Origin of the sequence: Paraburkholderia sp. J69-1 (assembly GCF_905220255.1) — a bacterium.
Taxonomy (GTDB): Bacteria; Pseudomonadota; Gammaproteobacteria; order Burkholderiales; family Burkholderiaceae; genus Paraburkholderia.
The window spans coordinates 139,262-158,254 of record NZ_CAJMZG010000007.1; the positions used below are offsets into that span (position 1 = coordinate 139,262).

Annotated in this window: 16 protein-coding genes; 6 read left to right on the top strand and 10 right to left on the bottom strand. The window is 62.3% G+C overall.

Annotation, left to right across the window (positions count from 1 at the left end):
• Window positions 1-9: 9 nt before the first annotated feature.
• Window positions 10-1,617 (bottom strand): carboxyl transferase domain-containing protein, encoded by a 1,608-nt coding sequence (locus U5A67_RS14635; protein ID WP_205985386.1) that lies wholly within the window; start codon window positions 1,615-1,617, stop codon window positions 10-12.
• 32 nt (window positions 1,618-1,649) lie between these two features.
• A complete protein-coding gene (locus tag U5A67_RS14640; RefSeq protein WP_205985387.1) occupies window positions 1,650-2,831 on the bottom strand; it encodes an isovaleryl-CoA dehydrogenase in 1,182 nt (393 codons plus the stop codon).
• A gap of 228 nt (window positions 2,832-3,059) precedes the next feature.
• Here U5A67_RS14640 and U5A67_RS14645 point away from each other — a divergent pair, with 228 nt between their 5' ends.
• Complete coding sequence (locus U5A67_RS14645; RefSeq protein ID WP_321815110.1) at window positions 3,060-3,809, top strand: TetR/AcrR family transcriptional regulator; 750 nt, start codon at window positions 3,060-3,062, stop codon at window positions 3,807-3,809.
• A 59-nt stretch (window positions 3,810-3,868) separates the two neighbouring features.
• Window positions 3,869-4,879, top strand: a complete 1,011-nt coding sequence (locus U5A67_RS14650) for a DUF2891 domain-containing protein (RefSeq protein ID WP_321815109.1) — start codon at window positions 3,869-3,871, stop codon at window positions 4,877-4,879.
• Window positions 4,880-4,893: 14 nt separating this feature from the next.
• On the opposite strand, the gene U5A67_RS14655 is transcribed toward U5A67_RS14650, so the two are convergent.
• From U5A67_RS14655 to U5A67_RS14680, 6 genes are all read right to left on the bottom strand, one after another.
• A complete protein-coding gene (locus U5A67_RS14655; RefSeq protein WP_321815108.1) occupies window positions 4,894-6,387 on the bottom strand; it encodes a chemotaxis protein CheW in 1,494 nt (497 codons plus the stop codon).
• Between the two features lie 70 nt (window positions 6,388-6,457).
• Entirely contained in the window at window positions 6,458-6,958 is a 501-nt protein-coding gene (locus U5A67_RS14660; RefSeq protein WP_205985391.1) for a chemotaxis protein CheD, read from the bottom strand.
• On the bottom strand, window positions 6,945-7,796 hold the full coding sequence (locus tag U5A67_RS14665) for a protein-glutamate O-methyltransferase CheR (protein WP_321815107.1): 852 nt from the start codon (window positions 7,794-7,796) through the stop codon (window positions 6,945-6,947). The genes U5A67_RS14660 and U5A67_RS14665 overlap by 14 nt, the downstream gene beginning before the upstream one ends.
• Before the next feature lie 18 nt (window positions 7,797-7,814).
• Complete coding sequence (locus U5A67_RS14670; protein WP_321815106.1) at window positions 7,815-9,512, bottom strand: methyl-accepting chemotaxis protein; 1,698 nt, start codon at window positions 9,510-9,512, stop codon at window positions 7,815-7,817.
• 490 nt (window positions 9,513-10,002) lie between these two features.
• Entirely contained in the window at window positions 10,003-11,427 is a 1,425-nt protein-coding gene (locus tag U5A67_RS14675) for a DUF3443 family protein (RefSeq protein ID WP_321815105.1), read from the bottom strand.
• 11 nt (window positions 11,428-11,438) lie between these two features.
• The gene (locus U5A67_RS14680; RefSeq protein ID WP_321815104.1) at window positions 11,439-11,903 is read right to left on the bottom strand and encodes a DUF2844 domain-containing protein; all 465 of its coding nucleotides are present in this window, start codon (window positions 11,901-11,903) and stop codon (window positions 11,439-11,441) included.
• A gap of 605 nt (window positions 11,904-12,508) precedes the next feature.
• Between U5A67_RS14680 and U5A67_RS14685 the strand changes: the two genes are divergently transcribed.
• Window positions 12,509-12,889, top strand: a complete 381-nt coding sequence (locus tag U5A67_RS14685) for a hypothetical protein (RefSeq protein ID WP_205985396.1) — start codon at window positions 12,509-12,511, stop codon at window positions 12,887-12,889.
• Window positions 12,890-12,944: 55 nt separating this feature from the next.
• A complete protein-coding gene (locus tag U5A67_RS14690; protein ID WP_205985397.1) occupies window positions 12,945-13,472 on the top strand; it encodes a YMGG-like glycine zipper-containing protein in 528 nt (175 codons plus the stop codon).
• A gap of 101 nt (window positions 13,473-13,573) precedes the next feature.
• Here U5A67_RS14690 and U5A67_RS14695 read toward each other — a convergent pair whose 3' ends face one another.
• Window positions 13,574-16,807 carry a transglycosylase domain-containing protein gene (locus tag U5A67_RS14695; RefSeq protein WP_321815103.1) on the bottom strand — a complete coding sequence of 1,078 codons (3,234 nt, stop codon included), beginning with the start codon at window positions 16,805-16,807 and terminating at the stop codon, window positions 13,574-13,576.
• A gap of 325 nt (window positions 16,808-17,132) precedes the next feature.
• Between U5A67_RS14695 and U5A67_RS14700 the strand changes: the two genes are divergently transcribed.
• Both U5A67_RS14700 and U5A67_RS14705 read left to right on the top strand, forming a co-directional pair.
• Window positions 17,133-17,465 carry a hypothetical protein gene (locus U5A67_RS14700; protein ID WP_205985399.1) on the top strand — a complete coding sequence of 111 codons (333 nt, stop codon included), beginning with the start codon at window positions 17,133-17,135 and terminating at the stop codon, window positions 17,463-17,465.
• 297 nt (window positions 17,466-17,762) lie between these two features.
• A complete protein-coding gene (locus tag U5A67_RS14705; protein WP_205985425.1) occupies window positions 17,763-17,975 on the top strand; it encodes a hypothetical protein in 213 nt (70 codons plus the stop codon).
• A 123-nt stretch (window positions 17,976-18,098) separates the two neighbouring features.
• Here U5A67_RS14705 and U5A67_RS14710 read toward each other — a convergent pair whose 3' ends face one another.
• Window positions 18,099-18,815, bottom strand: a complete 717-nt coding sequence (locus U5A67_RS14710; RefSeq protein WP_205985400.1) for a response regulator transcription factor — start codon at window positions 18,813-18,815, stop codon at window positions 18,099-18,101.
• Window positions 18,816-18,993 lie beyond the last annotated feature (178 nt).

Sequence of the window (18,993 nt, forward strand, 5' to 3'; positions counted from 1 at the left end):
CTCGCGGCCTTACATGCGGAACACGCCAAAGCGCGTGTCTTCGATCGGCGCATTCATCGTCGCCGACAAACCCAGGCCGAGCACATCGCGCGTTTGCGCAGGATCGATCACGCCGTCGTCCCACAAGCGCGCGCTCGCATAATACGGATGACCCTGAACCTCGTATTGATCGCGAATCGGCTGCTTGAACGCCTCTTCTTCTTCGGCGCTCCACGTGCCGCCTTTCGCTTCGATACCATCGCGGCGCACCGTGGCCAGCACCGAAGCCGCCTGCTCGCCGCCCATCACCGAAATGCGCGCATTGGGCCACATCCACAGGAAACGCGGCGAATACGCCCGTCCGCACATGCCATAATTGCCCGCGCCAAACGAGCCGCCGATGATCACCGTGAACTTCGGCACTTTTGCCGTCGCCACCGCCGTCACCATCTTCGCGCCATTGCGTGCAATACCTTCGTTTTCGTACTTGCGGCCCACCATAAATCCCGTGATGTTCTGCAGGAACACCAGCGGAATTTTTCGTTGCGCGCACAACTCAATGAAATGCGCGCCCTTGAGCGCCGATTCGGAAAACAGAATGCCGTTATTCGCGACGATGCCAACCGGGTGTCCCCAGATATGCGCAAAGCCCGTCACAAGCGTGGTGCCATAGCGTGCCTTGAATTCATCGAAAGCGGAATCGTCGACGATACGCGCGATGACTTCGCGCACATCGAAAGGCTTGCGTGTATCGACGGGAATCACGCCGTACAGGCTTTTCGCGTCATGGCGCGGCGGCAGCGGTTCACGCAGCGCAACGGGCGGCACTTTGGTGCGATTTAAATTGCCGACGATCGAGCGCGCAATCGCCAGCGCGTGCGCGTCGTTCTGCGCGAGATGATCGGCCACGCCGGAAAGGCGCGTATGGACGTCGCCGCCACCGAGATCTTCGGCGCTCACTTCTTCGCCAGTCGCGGCCTTAACGAGCGGCGGACCGCCGAGAAAAATCGTGCCCTGGTTCTTCACGATGATCGATTCATCGCTCATTGCGGGCACATAGGCGCCGCCCGCCGTGCACGAACCCATTACCACGGCGATCTGCGGAATGCCTTGCGCAGAGAGATTCGCCTGGTTGTAGAAGATGCGGCCGAAGTGATCGCGATCGGGAAATACATCGTCCTGATTCGGCAGATTCGCGCCGCCCGAATCGACGAGATACACGCAGGGCAAGCGGTTTTCCTGGGCGATTTCCTGCGCGCGCACGTGCTTTTTGACGGTCACGGGATAATACGTGCCGCCCTTCACGGTGGCGTCGTTACAGACGATCACGCATTCCTGGCCGGCAATGCGTCCAATGCCGGTGATGACGCCCGCGCCAGGCGCATCGTCGTTATACATGCCGTAGGCGGCAAGCTGCGAAAGCTCCAGAAACGGCGTGCCCGGATCGAGCAGTTGCGCGATGCGATCGCGCGGCAGCAGCTTGCCGCGCGAGACGTGCTTGTCGCGCGCCGCCGCGCCGCCGCCCAGCGAAAGCTTCTGGATCTTCTCGCGCAGGTCGGCGACCAGCGCTTCGAGCGCGGCAGCGTTGGCCTTGAAATCGTCAGAGCGGGGATTGAGCTTCGTTTCGATGATCGGCATATCGTTGTTCTCGCAACGTTTCTCTCAGGCTCTCAGGCGGTTTCCGCGAACAGTTCGCGGCCAATCAGCATGCGGCGAATCTCGCTGGTGCCCGCGCCGATTTCGTAGAGCTTCGCGTCACGCCAGAGACGTCCCACGGGATACTCGTTGATATAGCCGTTGCCGCCCAGGATCTGGATCGCTTCTCCCGCCATCCACGTGGCTTTTTCGGCGGTGTAGAGAATCACACCCGCGCAGTCCTTGCGCACCTGACGCACGTGACCCGCGCCCAGCGTGTCGAGCTGGCGACCGACCGCGTAGAGATACGCGCGGCAGGCCTGGAACGTGGTGTAGAGATCGGCCATCTTGCCTTGAATCAGCTGGAATTCGCCGATGGCCTGACCGAACTGTTTGCGCTCGTGAATGTACGGCACGACCGCATCCATCACGGCGGCCATGATGCCGGTGGGCCCGCCCGCGAGCACTGCGCGCTCGTAGTCGAGACCGCTCATCAGCACCTTCACGCCGCCATTGAGTTGGCCGAGGATGTTTTCCTCCGGCACTTCCACGTCCTGAAACACGAGTTCGCCCGTGTGCGAGCCACGCATGCCGAGCTTGTCGAGTTTCTGCGCCACGGAGAAACCCTTCATGCCCTTCTCGACGATGAAAGCCGTCATGCCTTTCGGGCCCGCTTCGAGATCGGTCTTGGCGTACACGACCAGCGTGTCGCAATCCGGGCCGTTGGTGATCCACATCTTCGTGCCGTTGAGCACGTATTTGTCGCCTTTTTTATCGGCACGCAGCTTCATGCTGACGACGTCCGAACCCGCATTCGGCTCGCTCATCGCGAGTGCGCCCACATGTTCGCCGGAGACCAGCTTGGGCAGATATTTGCGCTTTTGCGCCTCGGTGCCGTTGCGGTGGATCTGGTTCACGCACAGATTCGAATGCGCGCCGTACGAGAGCCCGACCGAAGCCGATGCACGTGAGATTTCCTCCATCGCGACCATGTGCGCGGTGTAGCCCATGTTGGCGCCGCCGTACTCCTCGGAAACCGTCATGCCGAGCACGCCCAGATCGCCGAATTTACGCCAGAGGTCCATCGGGAACTGGTCGGTGCGATCGATCTCGCCCGCGCGCGGGGCGATCTCTTTCGACGCAAAGTTCGCGATGCTGTCACGCAGCATTTCGACTTCTTCGCCAAGCGGGAACTGCAAACCGGGTACGTTGCTCATTCTGTTGTCTCCTTGATCGGCATGGGCGCGGGCCTGCAGGTCGTGACTGCCCGTGGTTCCCTTAGGGGACACATTTCACGCCACATTTACGTTAACGTCAATAGGTATTTCTGATCGTCACTCAGATTTGCGGATCAATAGGTCGATCCTCATGTAAAAACGCCTTGCGGCGAGAGAAACATGGTGCATAATCGGCACAAATTCGCCATTAAGTGAACCTTACTCAGAATGTCTGCCGCTCCCAAAACCGCCCTGCCCGCCTCGCGCCGCGAACCCGCCGGACGCAAGTCCCAGCAGCGCGTGAAGGAAATTCTCGAAGCGGGACGCGAGGTGTTTTCCGAAAAAGGCTACACACGCGCGACAACCGCCGAAATCGCGCAACGGCTCGGCGTTTCCGAAGCCACGGTGTTCAGCTACTTTCGCGGCAAGCGCGAGTTGTGCGCGCGCGTGATCGGCGACTGGTATGACGAATCGATCGAGGCCATCGAATCGGGCCTGCCGCGCGACGGCACGGTCCGTCAGCAATTCGCCTTTATCGTGCGCATGCATTTGCAGTTGATGCTGGAAAGCGGCACGGGCATCTGCGAGCTGGTGCTATCGGAAGGCCGCACGCGCCATCACGATCTGAGCGAAGCGCTCATGGAAATGCAGCGGCGCTATACCGCGCCGCTCATGCGCGTACTCGCACGCGGCCAGGAATGCGGACAGATTCGCAACGACATGCCGCTGCGTCTGCTGCGCTCGCTCGTGTTCGGCCCGATGGAACACGTGCTGTGGGACGCGACGCTCGCCAACCGCCGCACCGATATCGACGCTACAGCAGAACAACTCGCCGATGTGCTCTGGAGCGCGCTGCAACCGCCCAATCTGGAACTGGCCGCACTCGCGCAATTCAGCCAGGACGTCGGCGAAGCCATGCAACGTCTCTCGCGCGAACGCACACCGCGCAAGGCAGGCGCGCAACACGCGCACGACTGAGCGTGCACCGGTGATTTCGCGCTAAGCTGGCAGGCGTTCTCCTTTACGCGCAGGACGTCATGCACAGCACGCTTACGGCTTCGCTCGCTTCGCACTTCGCTTCGATTGCGCTTTCGCATCTCACGCGCGAATATCCGAACCGGCTCACGCATTCGCTTGTCGGGCCCCACGATGTGCAGAGTCCGCGCGCGCTGCATCCGGTGTTTTACGGCAGCTACGACTGGCATTCGTGCGTGCATGGTTACTGGCTCGTTGCGCGTCTGCTGGCGCGCTATCCCGATCTGCCCGAAGCACCGCACATCGTCGCCGTAATCGACGAGCATTTCACCGAAGAGAAGATGGCCGGCGAGCGCGCCTATCTCGACATTCCCCATAATCGCGGCTTCGAGCGGCCTTATGGCTGGGCGTGGCTGCTGGCGCTCGCCGCGCAACTGCACGCGGCAACTTCGCCGCAAGCCGAGCGCTGGTCGCACGCACTCGCGCCGCTCACCGAGGCATTTGCCGAGCGTTTCGAAGCATTCCTGCCGATGGCGACGTACCCGTTGCGCGTAGGCACGCATTTCAATACCGCGTTCGCGCTCACGCTTGCGCTGGATTTCGCGAGGAAAACATCGCGCTATTCGTTGGCGACGCTGATTGAAAGCACCGCACGCCGCTGGCACGAAGGCGATGCAGCTTGCCAGGCATGGGAGCCTTCAGGCGACGAATTTCTCTCGCCCGCGCTGATGGAAGCGGTCCTGATGAGCCGCGTGATGGAATCCGATGAATTCGCCGCGTGGTTCACACGCTTTCTGCCCGAGCTTGCCGCGCGCGAGCCCGCAACGCTGTTCCTACCCGCAACGGTCACGGACCGCAGCGACGGCAAGATCGCGCATCTGGACGGCTTGAATCTGAGCCGCGCGTGGTGCCAGCGCACGCTTGCAAACGCACTGCCTGAAAACGATGCGCGCGCAACGATATTGCGCGCGGCCGCCCAGACGCACCTTGACGCTGCGCTACCGCACGTAGCAGGGGATTACATGGGCGAGCACTGGCTGGCGACGTTCGCCGTGCTCGCCCTGGAGGCTTGAAGCGCGCCCACACGTCAGGCAACCGACGCCTCCATCGCCACCCGTTCGCACAGCGAGACGGGATCGAGCAGCATCAGCGTGCCCTGGCCCGGCAACTCGACCGCCTCGCGCATATCGCTGCGCACGTTCACGCCCGCACCGCGCGTGAGCATCGCGGGCATCGCCAGTTGCGCGCCGCCCTTGAGCGTAATGATGTCCTCGACCGTATCGACCAGCAGGCCGTACTTCTCGCCGTGATGCTCGACGATCAGGATCTTCGCGCGCGCCATATCCTCGTACGGCGGCATGGCGTACATCGCCCGCACGTCGATCACCGTCACAATCACGCCGCGCAGATTCAGCACGCCGCGCACGAACGCCGGCAAACCCGGCGTCTTGACGATGTCGTCGCGATAGTCGATCACCTCGCGCAACTCGGTAATACGCACGCCAATCAACTGGCCGATGCGGAATGTCACGATCGTCTGCCGCGTGCCATTGCCGCGCTTCTGCGCCGCAGTGGCCGCTTCGGTGGCTTTGCGATAGAGATCGCGATGGCCCGCCGCCACCGCTGCGATACGTGCGTTCGCATAGAGCGCGTCGGCGCTGACCAGCAGCACGCCCGCCACGCCATCGGCGGCCAGATAACCGGAGAATAGCGAGCGATGCGCGGCGCCATATGAAGGCATCGGCAAAAGCTGATCTTCACGATACGCGACGATGCTTGCCACTTCATCGACCAGTAGTCCGAAGTAAAGCTCGTCGCGATGCAGCACGACTATGCGACGATCATCGGTCACGACTTCGTCATCGCTCGCACGCGCAAAGCCCAGAAAACGGCCAAAATCCAGCACCGGCACCGTCGCCCCGCGCAGATTGAGCATGCCGATACAGACATCGTCAGCGAATGGCGAATGCTGCAAGGCCGGTACGCGGATGATTTCCTGGATCGCGTCCATCGGCAACGCCAGCGCCGTGCCGCCCACCTTGAACGAGACATTCTGCTTGCGCTGGCCCTGCTGCGCACGCCGCTGCGTTGTGCGCGCAACCGGTTCGGCCAGATGCGGCACATCGCGCAACTGCAACAGCGCAGCGGCGGAAAGCACCTGCAGAATGCGCTCGCCGCCGTTGAGCTTGAGCACCGCGCCAATCGCCGAAGGCGCGCTGCCTTCGACGGTTTCGATTGCAATCACCTGATCCTTCGGTACGCGCAGGATCTCGCCCGTGGCATCGAATTGCAAACCCACGCGCGCATTGGCGGTTTCGACGATCGCGATCTTGCGCACGCCCGTCGCGCCTTCGGCCGGAAGATTCAGCAACTGACGCAGATCGACGACTGGAATCAGCGTGCCGCGCAGGTTAAACAGGCCGAGCAGATACGGCGGCGCGAGCGGCACGGGCGTCAGCGTGCCGGGATGATTGACCACTTCCTGGAGCGCGGTGACGGGCAGCGCCAGTTCCGTCCCGGCCAGATGAAACGACCCGTATAGCTCGAGCTGGCCACCACCGGCCAGCGCACGTTGGTTCATCGTGAAGCTCCGTATGATTGAGCGTTGCGCTTTGAACTGGACACATCAACGATGCACGTCAAGGCCGCACTCAGGCCGGGCGCGAAAAACGGCGCACGGCGTAATGCGGCTGTTCGCAGTCGATGGTGAGTTGCCGGCCGCACTCGCCGCCCACATCCATGTGGACGACGCGCATGCCTGCATCGGCCAGCACCTGCTGCGCCATACGTACGTTGAGATCGCCGATCGGCTCATGCAGCGTGGTGCGATGCTGCATCATGTTGGCGCCGCCCGCGAGCACGGCTTCGATTTCGCCATCCGGCGCGGTCTCGGCGCCCATCATCGAGATCAGCGCGGGCAGTGCATCGATCACGTATTTCGCACCGTTGCCGAGTTGCGCACCGGGCACGGCGTAACGCGTATGACCGACCGGCTGCGGCAGCAGGCAATGCGCGAGGCCATAGGTGCCGCGCGCGCGCCACAGCAAGCCGATACCCACGCACGAGCCCAGCGTCGCTCGCAAGATTCTGGCGTCGCTGCCGCTGCTCACCGCGATCTCGCACATCTTCACTTGCACGTCACGCGTGCTCATGGCTGTGCTCCTCACGGCTCTGGCCGTTGCGATAAATAAGCGGCTGCTCGAAGGTAAAGCCCGTCGCCACCCGGCTCAGCGATTCGGATTCACCGACGATCAGAATCGCATCGGGCCTCATTGCGCGGCGCACGTTCGACAGCACCGCCTGCTGCCCGTCGAGATCGAAATAGATCAGCACGTTGCGCAACAGCACGAGATCGAACGGGCCCAGATCGCGCGGCACCGAATAGAGATTGTGCTGACGAAACGACACATGCGTGCGCAGCGCGTCGTTCACCGTGGCCAGCGCGCCTTCGTTGCGAAACCACTTCTGAGCGAGCGCCGGATGGTTCTGGCGCAGACCGTCGATACTGCGGCCCTGATAGCTGCCTGCGCGTGCGCTCGCCAGAATGCCGTCCGAAATATCCGTGCCGACGATGGCGTAGCGAAACGCCGGTTCGCTGGCGCGAAACTCTTCGCACAACATGGCCGTGGTCCACGCTTCCTCGCCGCTCGAAGCGGCCGCCGACCACACACGCAGCGGCGTGCCCGCGTGCGTTGCCTTCCATTGAGGCAGGAAGGTCTGCGCGAGATATTCCCAGATGCGCGGCGTGCGGAAAAACGACGTTTCGTTCGTCGTCACGAGGTCGATGAAATCGCGCACTTCCTCGGCGCTCGTGTCGAGCACCTGCAGATAGTCGCGATAGTCCGGCAAGCCAAGCGCCATCACACGGCGGCGCAAGCGCCCCTTGAGCATGGTCCACTTGCGCTCGTTCATCGCAATGCCGGTGTGACGGCGCACCTGTTCGATCAGTGCGCGCTGCACCGATGCTTCGACATCCTTATCGATATCCACAGTTCAGCTCCCTGCGCTTCAAACTACGAAGCGCGCCACCGTCTTGTCGAGACCTTCGGCACCGCCCCGCAGGGAAGCTGCCGCACGGGCAATCGTGTCGCAGGCGCCTGCGGACTTCTCGGTCTCCTCGGCGACCTGCTGGATCGCAGCGGCGACTTCGCGCGCGGCGATCAACTGCTCGTCCGCGCCGCAGGAGATTTCGGAGATTGCCTGGGTGGTGCGGCTCACGCCGCTCAGGATGCGCTCGAACGCTTCGCCGGCCTGCTTGGAGATTTCGCTGCCCTGCGCGACGCGTTTGACCGACTCGTTGATGAGCTTGGAGATTTCCTTGGTGGCCTGCGAGGAACGTTCGGCCAGTTTGCGCACTTCATCGGCTACGACGGAGAACCCGAGACCGTGTTCGCCCGCACGCGCCGCTTCAATCGCGGCATTGAACGCGAGCAGATTGGTCTGACTGGCGATCTCGCCAATCACCTTGATGATCTCGCCGATATCTTCCGACGAGCGGTTGATCAGTTCCATCGACTCGATCGAGCGCGTGACGGCTTTCGAGCCGCGCTCGGCTTCCACTTGCGTGTCTTTGGCAAGCTGGTCGGCGCCGCGCGAATTATCGGCGATCGAATTGATCGAGGCGGTCAGTTCTTCGATCGAGGCGTTCATTTCCTCGACGGTCGCGCCGAGCAGCTGCGCGCCGCCCGCCACCGTATCGGCACGCGCGGCGATGTCCTGCGACGAATCCTTGAACGTGCCCGCCGATTCCACCACCTTGCCGATCACGCTCGCGAGGTCGCTCATCATGCTCTTGATACCGGCGGCAAGCTGGTCGATGGGGTCGTCGCCCTGCACCACGACTTCTCCGCTCAGATCGCCCGATGCCGCCTTGCGCACGACGTCCAGCAGCTTTTCGACCTTGCGCTGATCTTCTTCGGCGCGGCGCTTCACGCTTTCTTCGAGTTCGACCTGCGCCGTGACGTCATTGGCGAACTTCACGACCTTGTAGAGCCGGCCGTTCATATCGAAGATCGGGTTATAGGTCGCCTGAATCCACACCACGCGCCCGCCCTTGCCGATGCGCTTGTAGCGGCCTGCATCGTATTCGCCGCGATTGAGCTTGGCCCAGAAGTCGTGGTAGTCGAGGCTGGCCGTGTAGCTCTCTTCGCAGAACATGCGGTGATGCTTGCCCTGGATTTCGTCGAGCCGGTAGCCGAGCGTGTTGAGGAAATTCTGGTTCGCGTCCAGCACGATGCCGTCGGTGTCGAACTCGATCACCGCCTGCGCCTTGTCGATGGCGCGCAGACGCCCTTCGAATTCGGCGTTCTGACGCTTCGCTTCGGTGATGTCGGTGGCGAACTTGATGACCTTGTAGGCGCGGCCGCTCTTGTCGAGCACCGGGTTGTACGAGGCATTGATCCAGATTTCGCGGCCGTCGTGGGCGACGCGCCGGTATTCGCCGCGATCGAATTCGCCACGGCCGAGACGTTCCCAGAACGCGCGATACGCTTCGCTACGCGCATATTCGGGATCACAGAACATTCGATGGTGCTTGCCACGCACTTCATCGAGCGTGTAGCCGAGCGTCTTCAGAAAGTTGTCGTTGGCATGCAGGATGATGCCTTGCAGATCGAACTCGATTACGGCCTGCACCCGGTTCAGTGCCGCGCTCACCGCGCTCAGCTCGACCAGTTCGAGCTCACGGTCTGGCGTCGAATGTTCCATCGTTTCCCTCGTCGTTGTGTGTCGCGGCTATTGAGCTTTCCAGGCGCAATTCCGCGTAGCGCGTGCAATGGACCGCACGCGTTCTCTCAGTGGCTTTTTGTAATGTGTTTAATACTATCTGCCCTATTTATTGAAAGGCAGATCGAATAATCGAAATTACATGTGGAACGAGTATTCCGCCAGCTAAACCGGCTTTCCCTACTTTCGCTATATCGGCCGCCGTGATGCAGCGCTTGACCAGGGGTTTTTACCTAGGCAAACGTTTCCCGCGTGATATTTTCAGATATAAATGTGGAGCGATTTTTATTTGCTTTCAGAAACTTCCCGAAATTAGCACGCGATGAAAATATAGGGACGCAAAATCGCTCGTGCCGCAATTATTTTTATGTTGCTGTTGAAATAAGTGCACTGTAGTTTCAATAAAAAACGCGCGCCGTTTTGAGTGGCGCGCGTCGCTGGAACAACGGGATTTATGTCGCGGCGATGAAAATCAGGGTGCGATCCACGCGACGTAAGGTAGCGCGGCTTCCCCCGCATCGATGCCGTAATAGACACGCTTGCCGTAGAAGAACGGCATGCCCAGATCGACGGTCTGCGCGAGATACGCGCCCAGGTTGTTGAAGGCGAAGTTATTGGTGCCGAACAACGCATCCGCGTTGGCAATCGCAACGTCGACCTTGACGCTCTCGCCGCGTGCGTCTGTGAGCGACGCCGTGCGCTTGAGCGTCGCGGGCGGCGCATAGAACAAGAAGCTGTTCTGGGTGATCGCCGCATCGTCGAACATCAGCGTGTTCGTGCCCGAATCGACAAAGGCCTGCACGGCATTGTCGCCACTCATGCTGCCCTTGAAATTGCCCCAGCCGTCCGTCGCCAGAACGGTCGTACCGGTGCCCGCCAAACGGTTGTTGCTCTGCGTACCGATGCCGAACGTCACCGTGCCGCTCGCGGTAGGCGCACCGTTCGCATCCACGGCCGGCATATCGACGATCAAACCGTTGTTATCGACCGGGAAAAGCGCCACAGGGTTCGCGACCTGGTTGGCCAGCGGCATCGAGATCGGCCTGGGTCGTGCGCCGTCGGCGTAGTAGTAGCCCGGCACTGGCGTGGTGCCCGCGCATGCGGCGCCGCAGTCGTAACGCGCGACGCCCACGCCCAGAATGCCGTTCGCGCCCAGCATGTCCGGGCCAGGGAGCGCGGTGTTGTAGACGCAGGATTGCGGAGCGGCAGCGCTGACCGCCGTATCGCCGATGACCTGGATCGGCACGGACGCGGCGACCTCGGCGGACATTTTTACGTCAGCGGTGCGCAAGCCGCCCCATGTGTAACCCGAGCCGAAGTTCGCGTACGCGGCGACGTTCCTCCCGGTTACGGGGTCGGTCTGCACGGGCAATGCGGCGAGCGTTGCATCAGGTATCACCGATGCAAACAGGCGCAGACCGAACGAGCCGGTGTCGAGCAGAACGTGGTCGATCGTCGCGCAATTCGTCTTGCCGCCGCTACCGGGCTGGCAAATCGTCACGCTGACCAGCGGGAAGTTGCGCACGACGGTGACCGGCGAAACCAGCACGGGAATCGTGTTGCCGATATCGGCCGGCGTGCCGCCGCCCGAGGTGTCTGAACCCGACGGCGTCGTACCGGAGCCCGCATCGGTCGAACCGTTCGTGCCGCCGCCGCTATCGTCGCCGTTCGTCGTGGGCGTAGGCGGCGCCACCGAGCCCGAGTCACTCGTGCCCGAATTGCCCGACGAGCCGCCGGACGTGCCCTGATTCGATGCGTTGTTCGTGCCAGAACTGGACTTGCCGCCCGTAGCCGGGACATTGGCAACCGCCGGACTTCCGTCGCTGCCGCCCCCGCCGCCGCACGCGCCCAGCAGCACGCTTGCGCCCAGTGCGCAGGCCATGATGATCTTGTGCATTGCGCGCTCCTTTACTGAATCTGGCTGGCGTCGAAGCCTTGCGGCAACGCCATCGGCAACCAGGCGCGCCCGGTCAGCGCGCCCATATGCCCACCCGTTTCGACGACCAGATCGCCGTTGCGCATCGCAACCGGTCCATAGCCGCCGCCGCGCGAAGCCTGCACGGCCGCGAGCCCTTTCTGCCACGCCGGGAAATAGCCGCCCAGCAGCACGTCCATCGAGCCGATGCGCGGACCGCGCCACGACACCGCGAACACATTGCCGCGCGCGTCGAGATATTCGTGAATCACCGTTCCACTTTCCTGCGTCGCCGTGGTGACGGTGTAGGGTGCGGCGCTGTTCGCTGCCGCCATGAGGCGTGTGCCGGGCGTGCGCGGTGCATCCGGCCAACTGGGCGCGCCGCCCAATGCTGCCCAGACCGGCAAGGCGGAAAATCCTAGTACCGCCGCCGCGCCCACTATCAGAATCCCCTTCATGTTGTAGTCCTTAATAATTTTCGGGAAATTGATGAGATCGATATGCGCTTCCTGCGAAGCGTCGGGCGAGTCTAAGCGGCGTCAGCGAACGTCACGCGCGTGTTAATTCGAAATGACATTTTGAATTTCTGGAGGCGGCATGCGGCCGCGCACGCGACGCCCTGAAAGCCTTTTGAAATAAGACGCGATGGCGGGAAATGCGCAAAGACGGCAGGCGCCAGCCATCGTTAAGGCTGCAAAACAGAGAAAAGCTGACCGGCCGCTCTTGCACCGCTAGAAAACAAACAGATTCGGAGTCGTCGTAGAGACAGCACGATGTCTAAATATTACAAGACAGCGCCGATGCGACATGACTTTGCACCGCATCCTGACGCGCGAAGCCGCCCGATCGCACACGAAGCCGCAGCTTGCGCGCCGTTCGGCACGTTACTGGCACACCTGCGAGAAACCCATCCTTTCCGCTGTAACAACTCGAAAAAACGGCGCAACTCGCGTAATTGCCTTGGGCCCTACGATGACTTAGCGTTTGATGATGTAGGGGCACAACCGTGCGGGACATCGTCCCGTCAGCAGGACTGCCCGAACCATCCGTTCTGGAGAACGTTTTGAGAAGGTCGAAATTGATTTTGGGCGCCGCCGTGGCAGCCATCGCCTGCGCAAGCGGCGCGGCGCATGCAGCGCGGGTTGGCGTCTTCATCGGCGGCGGCATGCCGTATTACTACCCGGTCGCGCCCGCTCCTTACTACTGGGGCCCGCCGCCGCCCGTGATCGTCGCGCCGCCGCCCGAAGCGCCGGATTACGTCGAGCAGGGCCAGCCGCAAGCAGCCGCCGGCAACTACGCGCAAGGCCCGGCCGATGCCGCTGGCAGCAGCGAAAACGGCGACACCTGGTACTACTGTGACGCCTCCAAAACCTATTACCCGTACGTCAAGCAGTGCTCGTCGGGCTGGCGCGCGGTGCCGGCCGAACCGGCGCCTTCGAACTGATTTGAAGCTGATTGACGCTCATTTGACGAACTCGTTTCACGATATAGAGCCGCACATGAAACCGACTTACTTCGCGCTGCTCGCCGCAGCGGGCCTGCTGAGCGCTTGCGCCGTGGTGCCCTCGGGACCGAGCGTGATGGCCTTGCCGGGCACCGGCAAGACCTTCGACCAGTTCCGCAACGACGATTACAACTGCCGCCAGTTCGCCTTCCAGCAAACGGGCGGCGTGAGCACCAACCAGGCGGCAACCAACTCCGCAGTCGGCAGCGCCGTGGTCGGCACGGCGCTCGGCGCGGCGGCGGGCGCGGCGTTCGGCGGCGGCCAGGGAGCGGCCGTCGGCGCGGGCGCGGGCCTGCTGGCCGGCAGCGCCATCGGCATGGGTAACGCGCAGGGCTCGGCGTATGACGTGCAACGCCGTTACGACTACGCGTATCTGCAATGCATGTACGCGAACGGCAACCGCATTCCGGTCGCGGGTCGCATGCAGACGTCACAGCCTTATCAGAGCGCGCCGCAGCAGCAGCGTTATCTGCCGCCGCCGCCGCCGGGATCGGCACCGCCGCCGCCCGCCGGTTCGTACTAAGCGCAATACTGCGCGCACGTAGTAAAAAAAGGCCTGAACGCTCCATGGCGTTCAGGTCTTTTTCATCGATTCACCATTGATCGATGGCGACGCGCACCGCTTCATTTGCCCATCGATACCTTCATCGACGTTTCGGCATCCGAATAAAAACCCGGCACCGTGCTGCTCCAGCCGGCGGGGCTCGCCGCATGCGCCAGTTGCGTCCAGCTGACCTGCTGCATCCCGCCCGTTTCCGTGTCGATCAGCGTCACTTGCGGCGGCTTCGCGCCCGCCTTGAGTTTGCCGTCCGGCGTGGCCTTCTCTTCCAGCAGCGGCTGCAGCACGGCCGCCATCGACTTCAGCAGTTGCACCGATAGCGCGCTCGTGAACGTATAACGCGCCGCATACGGCTCGTGCACCCACGCGGTCAGCGTGCCGAAGAAGCGGTCGCCGATCACGAACACGAAGGTCGCGCTGCGGTTCACCTTGCGCGATTCGATCAGGCGCGCACCCGGCGCGTAGACGTTGAAGCGCTGGTCGCCCGTCCCCGTCTTGCCGTAGACGGGCAGCATCTTGCCGTCGGGCATCGGCATGCCGTCGGCGAGGCGTTTGGCCGTGCCGCCCTCCACCACCGAACTCAACAACTCGCGCGTTACCTTGGCGATCTGCGGCGAGATCAGCGGTTGCGGCGGCGTGGCCGTATGCACGAAGCGCGTTTCGTACGGCGTGCCGCGCGCGAAGTCGAGCGATTCGAAGCTATGCGTCGGCAGCTTGGCGCCATCGTTCGAAACGAGGCCGATCAGATAGGCCAGCGCAGCGGGACGATCGCCCGAAGCGCCAATCGCCGCGCCGTACGACGGCGTGATGTTGTCGAACGGATAGCCCAGCGCGCGCCACGATTTGCCGATTGCGGCATACGCCTGCAATTCGACCATCCGGCGGATGCGACGGTCCTGAGTCGCGTGATAGCGCGTCTTGAAGAGCCACTTGTAAGTGTAGAGGCGCACATCGCGGCTTTGCTGCTGAACCTGCGCGAGCGTCGCATCCGGGTGCGTGTGCTGATAGTTGAGCAGCCACAGTTCGAGCGGATGAATACCCGAGATATAACCGCGATCGTTGAGGTTGAATTTGTCGATCGCGTACTTGTCGTAGTACTTCGCCAGATCGGCGTCGTCGAGCCACTGGAATTTGGTGTTCTTCAACTGCGCGCGCATCTGCGCATTGAACCAGTCAGGCTTGCCGTCCGGGTTCACGCTGCGCAGCACGGTCGCGATGCGCGCCGGACCCTTGCGCGTATGTTGCAGCAACAGGGCGAGCGCTTCGTCGCTGGTCTTGCCTTGATAGCGCGTATAAAAGCGCTTCATATAGACCTGGCTTTCGCCATCGACGAACTGCGTGAGATAACGGTTGCGCACCACTGGATCTTCGAGCCACGTCGAAGGCGGCCCGGAAGTCTGGATCATCTCGTAGTGAACGATGTCGCGCATCAGCCGCACGAACACGAGATTCACCGAATGCTGGAACGCGCGCTGCAGCGTGAGAATCTGGCCGTTGTCGCTCGACTCGAAATTGTTGAAGCTTTGCGCGCCGCCGCCCGTGTAGAACGTTTCGCCGGGGTTCGCGGAATACTTGCGCTGCACCGCTTCTTCGAGCATCGCATCGATCGAACGATCCTGCGTCTTCGACAGATAATCGATGGCCCAGCGCGTAAGCGCATCGCTCGGATCGACTTGCGGCAGCATCGCGCGCAGCGTTTTCGCATCTTCGTTCGCGTACTTGTCGTGCAGCGCGGTCACGATCTGCAGATACGTGATGATGGTGCGCAGCTTCGCCGTCGAACCCAGATTCAGGCGCGCGCCCGAATTGATGTCGAAGGGCTGGTTCACGCTGTCGGTCTGCACGCGCACGAGGTTTTCGCCGTTATGGCGCTCGAACAACGTGAAGCTATAAGCGATCTTCGAGGGATCGTCGGAAGGACGCAGCATCTCGAAGCCCACCAGGCCCGCTTCGCGCGCGCCGTCTTTGGTGGCGGCATCGGCGAGACGCTGGCTCACGGCCTGTTGCACGGAATCGTCGAGCGTGGCGGTAGCGCTCAGGTCGAGACGATCGAGATCGTAGAGCGTCTTCAGACCGAGCGCCTGCATCAACTGCGTGCGCAGCGTGAGCACCGCCTTGCGGTCCACATACGATACGGCAGGACGCGGCGCCGGCTTCGAGCGATCGAGCGAAAGCTGCGTGGCGAGCGCCGCATCGCGCAACGCGGGCGAAATCACGCCGCCGGAGGCCAGCAGGCGCAGATAACTGTCGGTCAGTTTGGCGAGCGCGTCGTTATTCTTTTGCAGGAAATACGAAGGCGCGCGTTGCGCGATCAGCAGCGAAAGCACCTGGCGGAAAGCCAGCGCCTGTTCGTCGAGCGTCGAGCCCGACACCGGCGCGCGCAGAATGCGGTTCACATCGCGGAAGTCGCGCCCGTACCAGGCCGCGAGACCGTCGCCAATCCCGCTGACTTCGCCAATCCCCGCCTTCGCCGAAAGCGGCACGGAATTCAGGTAGTGCACCAGAATCTGCTGGCGCGCGGGCAGGGTCTGCGGACCGTCCAGATACGCGCGCACCGAAGCCGATGCGATCTGGCGCAGCTTCTCCGGCGGCGTAGCGGTACGCCCGCCAGCCGAATGGCGGAACTTCTCGATCTGCGTGGCCAGCGTGCTGCCGCCGGGTGTTTGCTGATGACGGTTGAACACGCGCACGCCCTGATCGACGAGCGCGCGGCTAAAACGTCCCCAGTCGATGGCCGGATTGCGGTTCGGCTGATCGGCGGCAAGCAGATATTTATCTTCGATAAACAGCAGCGAGTCGCGCACGAGCGGCGGCACGGCTTCGAAGTTCTCGTAGGCGCGCTGCGGGTAACGCGTGTGGAACAGCGTCGAGCCGCTGGTGTCGCGCAGCACGATGCCGGCCTGATCCTTTTCCTCGTAGGGAAGGAAAAGGCCATCGTCGGACAGTTGGATCATGCGCTCTGATTCACGGGCCTGAGCAGCGACTGTGAAGCCGCGTTGCGCGAGCCGGTCGGTGAACGACGGCATCTGCGCATAACCCAGGCGCACGTCATAAGGACCGCTGGTGGTAGGAAAGCGTACGTTGTGACTCGGCCCGTTTTCGACTGTGAAGCCGATATCGCGGGTGAGTTCGGAGAGATAACGCGCCTGTAACCGTGAGGTGTCGATCTCGATCTGGACGATGCGCGCCAATATGACGATGGCGGCCAGAAACGCGACGACGAAGCCCCATTTAATCCACCGCCAGATCGAACCGGCACCGGTGGCGCGAACAGGAAAACGGACCGACGGGCGGCTCATGGTTATTCTCCCTGACGTCGCGTCAGATCGCGGAGTACACCTCTGAAAGATAGTCTATCTTGCCTGGATCATTCTTGTGTGCGCTCGTGAAGCGCCTTCAGCGCAACAGTCGCATGCCCGCAACACCCGTGCCCGCCATATTCATCACGCATCCGCCATGCGCCTGTCCTGCGCCGCCAGGCCGCTTTTATCGCCTCGCCAACGTGCGCGAACCCACGCGGCACGCAACGTGCTGCCGATATAATCTTCGGTCCCTCCGGGCCGCCAATGGGTTCATGACCCGAGGCCCAAACGGTCCACATTGGGCCCACGCATCAGGAGCAATATGAAGAAGCTTGTCGTGCCCCTCGCCTTTTCGCTCACGCTCGGCGCCTGCGCCTGGTTCCAGAGCAACCCGGATTCCGGTCAGCCCGTTATCGATTCCACGACCAACCGTTCGGTTCGCGACGTGATCTCGTGCCTGACGGTGGAAGCCACGCGGCACAACTCGAGCTTCGGCACCACCTCGCTGCCACAGGGCGAAATGCTCGACTTCGGCGACTCGAATGTCATCAAGGTCCGTGCGGATAATGGCACGACCACCTACCGCTTCTATGCAGGCAAGCGTCACGCCGCGAACCTGTGGATCGAAGGCGCGAGCAAGACCTGCGCACCCTGATTCACGCCCGCGTTTGCCTTTCGTTTTTCTTCTGTAATCAAGACTTTGCGCCATGCGGATCACGCGTTGGCGCAAGCGCACTTACATCGGCTTACGTGACGTAACGCCATGTAGTACGACGACACATTTTCGCGGCCGCGTTTTAAGAATCGTTTAAGTCTTCGTCCGCATCATCGCGTCACCCATAAAGAAACGCAGCAGGAGGTGCCCGTGTACTGGACAGGTTCGAAGCAATCAGCAGCAAAAGCAGCAAGCAATGAGCAGGGCGCCAAACCGGCTAAACCCGTCAGGAAGACGATGCTGCGCCGCCTGCTGAGCCATCACGAGCTGGCCACGCTGCTGGTGCTGTTGCACGCTCCCATCGACGCACACGCGAAGCCGGAAATTTCCTCGCTTCAGGAAGCGGGTCTCGTCGAGCAGGTGCCCGGCGACGTCGCGGCAGGCGCCACGCAGATTCGCCTCACGTCCGAAGGCAATGCAGTCCTGCAAGGGCTCGGCCTCGCACGTTGATGCAGGTCAAAGCACGCGCGGCTCACTCGCGCGCGGCACGAATAACAAAAGCGGCGGCACGCAAAGGCGTGCCGCCGCTTTTTTGTGGGCGCGTGGCGGGTGCGTGGTGGGCGTTTGCCGCGCTCAGGCCGCCGCGCGCTGGAACGGCGCCTCGTCCTGCAGACGCAGCAGACGATAGCCGCTCTTATAAACCGGCTGCAGGCGAAAACCGTTGTGCTCTTCGATGTCGAGCAACACGCGCAGCCGCGAAACATGGCTGTCGATCGTGCGCGTGAGCGTGTGCAACTCGCGGCCCCAGACCATCGCATAAATATGATCGCGCGACAGCACCCGGCCGACGTTCGAGAAGAACAGCGAAGCGAGCCGATACTGCGTGCCCGACAGTTCCACAGCATTGCCATGCACCGTCACGATCTGGCGGCGCATATCGAAGTGATACGGGCCGGCGTCGAGCATCGGCATGTCGTAGCGTTCGGGAAACGCGCGGCGCAGCAGCGCATTCACGCGCGCGCGCAGCACCGAGGAACAGACCGGCAGGCTGACGTAGTCATCTGCGCCGACGGAGAACGCGCGCACCACGCTGTCGTCCGAGGCGTCTTCGGAGGCGAACAGCACCGGAATCTGGCTGCCGTTCACGGCGCGCACGGTCTTCAACAGATCGGCGCCCGAGAACCGCGTGCCCTGCCAGTCGAGCACGAGCATGTCGACGGTAGATGCAGCCAGCGCCCTGGCAAGCAGTACGCCGTCGCTGAACGGCATGCACGCGTGGCCCGACTGGGCAAGTGCGCGTTCGATCTGGCCGCGCTGGATGGCGTCGCGCTGGAGAATCGCGATACGCATAAAAACCTCTCTCATGTTCAGACAAAGCGGCTGCAATTTTGTTGAGAAGTGCAAAGGCCGCACATAAGAAGAGTCTGAATTACAGGGACGCGCATCAAATTCCTGCCGATACGTCAACCTGACGCCGTCACTGCCCGCTCCGGGGCGATGCCGGACGCATCGTTGGCTTACTGTAAAA

Excerpts from the sequence above, each read along its gene's own strand:
- U5A67_RS14635 (WP_205985386.1), bottom strand. The coding sequence starts at position 1,617 with ATGCCGATCATCGAAACGAAGCTCAATCCCCGCTCTGACGATTTCAAG.
- U5A67_RS14640 (WP_205985387.1), bottom strand. The coding sequence starts at position 2,831 with ATGAGCAACGTACCCGGTTTGCAGTTCCCGCTTGGCGAAGAAGTCGAA.
- U5A67_RS14645 (WP_321815110.1), top strand. The coding sequence starts at position 3,060 with ATGTCTGCCGCTCCCAAAACCGCCCTGCCCGCCTCGCGCCGCGAACCC.
- U5A67_RS14650 (WP_321815109.1), top strand. The coding sequence starts at position 3,869 with ATGCACAGCACGCTTACGGCTTCGCTCGCTTCGCACTTCGCTTCGATT.
- U5A67_RS14655 (WP_321815108.1), bottom strand. The coding sequence starts at position 6,387 with ATGAACCAACGTGCGCTGGCCGGTGGTGGCCAGCTCGAGCTATACGGG.
- U5A67_RS14660 (WP_205985391.1), bottom strand. The coding sequence starts at position 6,958 with ATGAGCACGCGTGACGTGCAAGTGAAGATGTGCGAGATCGCGGTGAGC.
- U5A67_RS14670 (WP_321815106.1), bottom strand. The coding sequence starts at position 9,512 with ATGGAACATTCGACGCCAGACCGTGAGCTCGAACTGGTCGAGCTGAGC.
- U5A67_RS14675 (WP_321815105.1), bottom strand. The coding sequence starts at position 11,427 with ATGCACAAGATCATCATGGCCTGCGCACTGGGCGCAAGCGTGCTGCTG.
- U5A67_RS14680 (WP_321815104.1), bottom strand. The coding sequence starts at position 11,903 with ATGAAGGGGATTCTGATAGTGGGCGCGGCGGCGGTACTAGGATTTTCC.
- U5A67_RS14690 (WP_205985397.1), top strand. The coding sequence starts at position 12,945 with ATGAAACCGACTTACTTCGCGCTGCTCGCCGCAGCGGGCCTGCTGAGC.
- U5A67_RS14695 (WP_321815103.1), bottom strand. The coding sequence starts at position 16,807 with ATGAGCCGCCCGTCGGTCCGTTTTCCTGTTCGCGCCACCGGTGCCGGT.
- U5A67_RS14700 (WP_205985399.1), top strand. The coding sequence starts at position 17,133 with ATGAAGAAGCTTGTCGTGCCCCTCGCCTTTTCGCTCACGCTCGGCGCC.
- U5A67_RS14705 (WP_205985425.1), top strand. The coding sequence starts at position 17,763 with ATGCTGCGCCGCCTGCTGAGCCATCACGAGCTGGCCACGCTGCTGGTG.
- U5A67_RS14710 (WP_205985400.1), bottom strand. The coding sequence starts at position 18,815 with ATGCGTATCGCGATTCTCCAGCGCGACGCCATCCAGCGCGGCCAGATC.